The 5,017-nt window shown below is 63.7% G+C and carries 4 protein-coding genes and 1 pseudogene; all 5 read left to right on the top strand.

Annotated features, from left to right (window positions below):
• Positions 1-192, top strand: a pseudogene (locus tag QOC69_RS28410) (hypothetical protein); the annotation flags it as partial.
• Positions 189-998, top strand: coding sequence for an ABC transporter permease (locus tag QOC69_RS28405; RefSeq protein WP_526445863.1), 810 nt, complete (start codon positions 189-191; stop codon positions 996-998). The pseudogene QOC69_RS28410 and the gene QOC69_RS28405, both read left to right, overlap by 4 nt.
• A 15-nt stretch (positions 999-1,013) precedes the next feature.
• Entirely contained in the window at positions 1,014-2,090 is a 1,077-nt protein-coding gene (locus tag QOC69_RS28400) for an ABC transporter ATP-binding protein (protein WP_526445862.1), read from the top strand.
• Between the two features lie 14 nt (positions 2,091-2,104).
• Entirely contained in the window at positions 2,105-4,132 is a 2,028-nt protein-coding gene (locus QOC69_RS28395; protein ID WP_526445861.1) for a CocE/NonD family hydrolase, read from the top strand.
• A gap of 32 nt (positions 4,133-4,164) precedes the next feature.
• Positions 4,165-4,665, top strand: a complete 501-nt coding sequence (locus QOC69_RS28390; RefSeq protein ID WP_526445860.1) for a hypothetical protein — start codon at positions 4,165-4,167, stop codon at positions 4,663-4,665.
• Positions 4,666-5,017: the final 352 nt, after the last annotated feature.

Raw genomic sequence — 5,017 nt, 5'->3', positions numbered from 1 at the left:
GGGGAGTACACGATTCCCGCCATCCTGGGTGGCGGGAAGACGCTGATGGTCGGCAACGTCATCCGCGACAAATTCCTTGGTGTGGGCGATTTTCCATTGGGTTCAGCCCTCGCCGCCACCTTGATGGGGCTGCTCATCGTGGTTCTGGTCGCCAGCCGCAAGAGAATTCGTCAACTCGAGGATGTGCTGTGAAGGCCAGGAAGCGTCCGCTGTTTCCCACCATCATGCTGAACGCGGTTCTTCTGCTGCTCAACCTGCCGATCCTGGCCGTGGCGATCAATTCGCTCAATGCTGGTGACACAGTGACGGATTGGACCGGCGTGAGTCTGCGCTGGTTCGGCGAGATCATCGGCGACGACCGGATTCGTGTCGCCTTTTGGAACAGCGTTGTCATCGGGCTGCTCGCGACCGTGGTCTCGGTGGTCATCGGTGTGATGACTACGCTGGCCGCCCGCTTGTTGCCGAGACGGGCCCAAACCGCGTTCACTCTCACCACCTATGCCCGCCTGATCCTGCCCGAGGTGGTGACCGCCGTCGGACTGTATCTGCTGTTCGACTACCTCGGCATCGGCTTTGGCGTCGCGACCGTCGTCGTCGGGCACGCGCTGTTCTGCTCGGCATATGCGACGGTGGTCATCCAGGCCCGATATGCCGGGATCTCCGACCGCTACGCTGACGCGGCCGCGGATCTCGGAGCCACACCGATGAGGACATTCCGGCGAGTGACAGTGCCGCTGCTGGCGCCCGCGCTGTTCGTGTCGGCGCTGCTGTCGTTCGCATTCTCCTTCGACGACGTATTGAGCACGACGTTCCTCAGCGGGCCCGATACCGAGACCCTGCCGATCCTGATGATGGGAATGATCCGCCAGCACGTAACCCCCGAGGTCAACGCCATCGCGGCCACGGTCATGGTCGCGACGCTCGTAGCGGTCGCCCTGCTCATCGCCGCTACCAACATTCGGGCGGTCGCCGGTGCGCGCGACCGGTCACAGTCCTGAAGGAGATTTGCCGCGGTGGATCAATCTAGTGAATGGCCCGTGCTCGAGCTGCGCGGGCTACGACGCAGCTACGGCAAGAAGAATGTGGTCGAAGATATCGACCTCGCGCTGAAGGATGGAGAGTTCTTCTCGCTCATCGGTCCCAGCGGTTGCGGCAAGACGACCACCCTACGGATGATCGCAGGCTTCGAGAACTCCACGTCGGGCACGATCATGCTCGAGGGACGCGACGTGACCGCGATACCGGCGTACAACCGCAACGTGCACACCGTGTTTCAGAATTACGCGTTGTTTCCCCATCTCACGGTTGCCGAGAACATCGCCTTCGGTCTCAAGGAGAAGCACGGCAAGGGACGCGATGTGCGGGACAAGGTGCAACACATGCTCAAGCTGGTTGAGCTGGCCGGGCGCGAGCACGCTCGGCCCCGTGAGCTGTCGGGGGGAATGCAGCAGCGTGTCGCATTGGCGCGCGCCCTGGTGCTCGACCCGGCAGTGCTGCTCCTCGATGAACCTCTGGGTGCTCTCGACCTGCGTCTGCGGCGCCAAATGCAGTTGCTGCTCAAACAGATTCAGCACGAAGTCGGGATCACCTTCGTCTATGTCACGCATGACCAGGAAGAGGCCTTCGCGATGTCCGATCGGGTCGGAGTGATGGACCAGGGTGTGCTGGTCCAGGTTGGGACGCCGCGGGACGTATATGGCAGGCCGGCCACGCCGTTCGTCGCCGACTTCGTAGGTGCACGTAATCAGTTGACGGCCAAGGTGATAGCGCAGGAGTCGGATACCGCCGATGTCGACATCCCGCTGTTCGGACGCCGCAGGGCTCCCGCCGCGGACGGATTGGGATCGGATGCCATCGTGATCATCCGACCAGAGGTGGCGACGTTGACGCGGTCCGGTACCGGGGCGAAGTTCACGGTCGAGGACGTCAGTTTCCAAGGTCCCCAAACCTCGGTCCTCGTTCAGGGTGGAGGTGGTGTCAGTCTCGCCCTGGTGCAGCCGAGCCACACCATTCCGGCCGGGCTCACGCGCGGAGACCAGGTCGTGGTCGACATCGCAGGAGAAGACCTATGGGTCATCCCCACACTGTGACCTCGCATGCCCTCATGGGTGAACCGACCGTCATCCCGCAGGAGGAACTCCCACAGCGCATCCGGATCGTCGACCCAGTATGGATCCCGATGCGGGATGGGCGACGGCTCGCGGCTCGAGTGTGGTTTCCCGAGACCCCGGTGGCACCAGCGGTTTTGGAAGCCATACCGTACCGTCGCGGCGACATCAGTCTGGTCGACGACGAGATGCGGTACCGCTACGTCGCCGCACACGGGTACGTGTGCATCAGGGTCGATCTGCGCGGCAGTGGCGACTCCGATGGCGTTCTCGATGACGAGTATTCCGAACAGGAACAGGCCGACGTGGCCGATGCGATCTCGTGGGCGAGCGAGCAGTCCTGGTGCACCGGCAAGGTCGGTGCGACGGGGATCTCGTGGAGTGGTTGCTCGTCAGCGCTCGCGGCATGGAACCGGGCACCTGGCCTGGCGGCGGTGATCACCGCATGTTCAAGCGATGACCGTTTTCTCAACGATGTGCACTACATCGGCGGCGCGGTGCTGGGCTTTTACATGCACGTCTGGTCGCATGTGATGACTGGTTTCAATGCGCGTCCCCCCGACCCTGCCGTCGTCGGATCAGATTGGCGGCGGATGTGGCTGGAACGCCTGGAAGCCAATCGGATGCTCAGCCAACACTGGCTCTCGCACCCCACCCGCGACGAGTACTGGCGTACGGGTTCCATTGCCGCCGATTACGGGCGCATCGAGGTTCCGACGCTTGCGCTGAGCGGCTGGGCAGACGCCTATACCGACTCGGCACTGCGAATGGGGCTCCATATCGACAACGCTCCGGTGTGGGTGATCATCGGACCGTGGGGTCACACGTGGCCCGAGCGCGCCGTACCCGGACCCTCGATCGGCTACCTCCAGGAGGCGGTGCGCTGGTGGGATCATTGGCTCAAGGGTGTTGCGAACGGAATCGAGGACGAGCCGCCACTCCGGTACCACCAGCAGGAATGGGACCCGCCCGCCGCCGACTCTGACATCCGCAGCGGCTCATGGCGTTCCAGTGCCCTGGTGCCGACGATAGATCGTGGTGCCGTCGTGTTGCATCTCTCTTCCGACGGAGCGCTCGACCGCGCACCGTCGGGCCCGTTCGCGTTGACCTGCCGTACGCCGCAATCATTCGGTTCGCTGGCGGGATCCTGGTTGCCGTGGGGCAATCCCACCGACCTGCCTGCCGATCAGGCTCCCGAGGACGGCGAGTCGCTGACATTCGCTGGGCCGCAACAGAACACACCACTGGAGTTCGTCGGGGAGCCGCTGCTGCGGCTTGCCGTTGAGGCCGACAAGCCACAAGCACATGTGATAGTGCGTCTGTGCGACGTCGCCCCCGATGGCACGTCGTTGCTGCTGACGCGTGGCGCGCTAAACCTTACCCACCGTGAAGGCCACGACCACGCCGTGGCGCTCGAGCCGGGAAAGGTCTACGACGTCGCAATCCCCCTCAAAGGTGTGGCTGCAACGATTGCGCCAGGGCACCGGCTCCGAGTCGCGCTCTCGACCACGTATTGGCCATGGATTTGGCCGGCCCCCGAAGAGGCGACCGTGACCGTCCGCGGAGGAACACTGGCGCTGCCACAACAGCCGGACGAGGCAGTGCTGCCCCCGCCCGTCTGGGGTCCACCGGTCGTCACCGCGGCGCCGGCAGTCCAATCACTGCGGCCGCGGCGGCCGCTGATGGGGGAGACGGCCGTGGACGCGCAGACTGGGGAGCACGTCTACACGCTGCGCCGAGACCTCAATGGGATCCAACGCTTTCCCAACGGACTGCTATACGACGACACCGAGGATGGGCATTTCGTGATCAGAGACCGTGATCCGCTCTCGGCGCGTCTGGAGCTGAGCCGCACTGTCGTGATGTCGAGAGACGATGGTTGGTCGACACGAGTGGAGACCAGCTCGACGATGAGCAGCACGGCGTCGGACTTCTTGGTGCGGACGACGGTGCGGGCGTGGGAGGGCGAGGATCTGGTCTTCTCCCGTGATTACGACGCAACCGTTGCACGACACCACAATTAGCGAACCAACGATCGGCCAGCATTGGAGCCCTCATGAACGTCGCCTATCTCTACCAACGTCTGGGAATCGTGATCGAGGACGTCTACTTCGTCGAGCCAGACCCGGAACCGGGGGAGGAAGGGCCTGAGCGTGGCGTCCGTGTCGAGGTTCGGCTCATCGAGAACCAGCCGCTGTCGGGCTCTCGGTACTCCGCCTATCCCATCGCTATCCGGACCGCGATATGGCGCGCCGATCTGTTCGGCTCCCTCGCCGCGGGGCCCGGCGCCCGCGACAGGATGCACTACCACCCCTTGATGGCCGGTGACGAACCCGGCGATCGCCAGTTCGAACCTGCGATCAGGGCGGATCCCCTCGGTTGGATCGCGACGGAAATCGAGCAGATCGAGAAGATCGTCGCGGCCAAGGTTCCCGACGTAACGCCATATCGGCGCGATCTCGCCGAGATCCGTCGCCAGGCGCCACTGATCGTCGGGTCCATCGAGCAGATGATGGAACAGGTGCACCGCATGGAGCTCGCCGCTGAGCCTGGATAAACCACCGTATCCACAATGGCCCTACTTTCGCTAACACGGTGTGCTGCAAGCTCTTTGGATCCTCCCTCGCTCGTCGCCATGACTCGACTGGGACGGGTGGCCAGCGATAGAGCTTTTCGGGTGTGATCCGCACGATCACCCGCTCGGATTCAGGCTCGGGAGGCGGTGCCACGCCGTCCATGTATCGGTCGTACATCTCGTAGATGACGGACGATTGGGGTCGGCCGTCGGCATTCGATGTCGCAATGGTTGCGACGTGCGGGCCGTCGATCAGCGTTCGTGCCACGGCATTGAGGTTTTCAGTCATTTGCAGTTCCGTTCGCTCACAGGGCAATTTCCGAGCCGGGTAATG

The sequence above is a fragment of the Mycobacterium sp. genome (genome assembly GCF_032162105.1).
Classification (GTDB): domain Bacteria; phylum Actinomycetota; class Actinomycetes; order Mycobacteriales; family Mycobacteriaceae; genus Mycobacterium.
The sequence above is the reverse complement of the archived record's forward strand: the minus strand, read 5'-3'. Positions and strand labels throughout refer to the sequence as shown.

Bases quoted from the DNA above. Each gene is read 5' to 3' on its own strand.
- QOC69_RS28395 (WP_526445861.1), top strand. From the start codon at position 2,105: ATGGGTGAACCGACCGTCATCCCGCAGGAGGAACTCCCACAGCGCATC.
- QOC69_RS28390 (WP_526445860.1), top strand. From the start codon at position 4,165: ATGAACGTCGCCTATCTCTACCAACGTCTGGGAATCGTGATCGAGGAC.